The sequence below is a fragment of the Pelomicrobium sp. G1 genome (assembly GCF_051905455.1).
Lineage (GTDB): Bacteria > Pseudomonadota > Gammaproteobacteria > Burkholderiales > UBA6910 > Pelomicrobium.
Window position 1 is genome coordinate 1 of record NZ_JBQACR010000063.1, and the last position, 655, is coordinate 655.

Annotated in this window: 2 protein-coding genes; both read left to right on the plus strand. The window is 54.0% G+C overall.

Annotated elements, in window-relative coordinates; all coding sequences use genetic code 11:
* On the plus strand, positions 1 to 349 hold a 349-nt coding region (locus ACTFO6_RS17445; protein WP_439935699.1), incomplete at its 5' end, for a hypothetical protein.
* Between the two features lie 115 nt (positions 350 to 464).
* On the plus strand, positions 465 to 655 hold a 191-nt coding region (locus tag ACTFO6_RS17450; protein ID WP_439935700.1), incomplete at its 3' end, for a glutathione S-transferase N-terminal domain-containing protein.

The window sequence follows — 655 nt, forward strand, 5'->3', positions numbered from 1 at the left end:
CTTCAAGCTGGGAGGAATCTGCTTGCTACTGCCATTTTTCATGGTAGCGTTTCCAAACTCGCTGCAATTCCCCAACTTCACGGGAGAGACACTGGTCGCAACAGGTCTGCTCTGTATCAGCACGTTGATGTTCTCAGCGGCCGTTTACGGTGGCTTTATGGGCCGCTTAAAAACAGGCGAGAGGATATACCTGCTGTCAGGTCCCATAGCCGCTTTGCTGTACTACGAATGGCGGAATCTATGGATCGGCATGGCGCCTCTAGTCTTGCTCATCGGCTTCTGGATTTATCGGAGGTCCAAAAGGCGGATGATGGCCAAGGCGGTAGCTGCCTTGGAAATAGAACGGTGATCTGCCATTCTCAGGATCGGTGGCTGCCGTAGCTATTCGATCTCTTGTTTGGATGCTTGACGGCGCGCGCAGGCGAAGGCGGCGGCAAGATAAACTGAGCGCTCGTGGAAGGTAAGTGAAGGAAACGGTGAAGGAAGTCTCAACTCGTAAACTCTACGCCCGCCCACAATCCGGGAATTGCCATAAGGCCCGGTTGTTGCTCGGGTTCCTGAAGCTTTCCTATCAGGAGATTCCGGTGGATATCTCTGGTGGCGAGAATCGCCGGGAACCCTTTATCTCCCTCAATCCGCTCGGGCAGATTCCGGT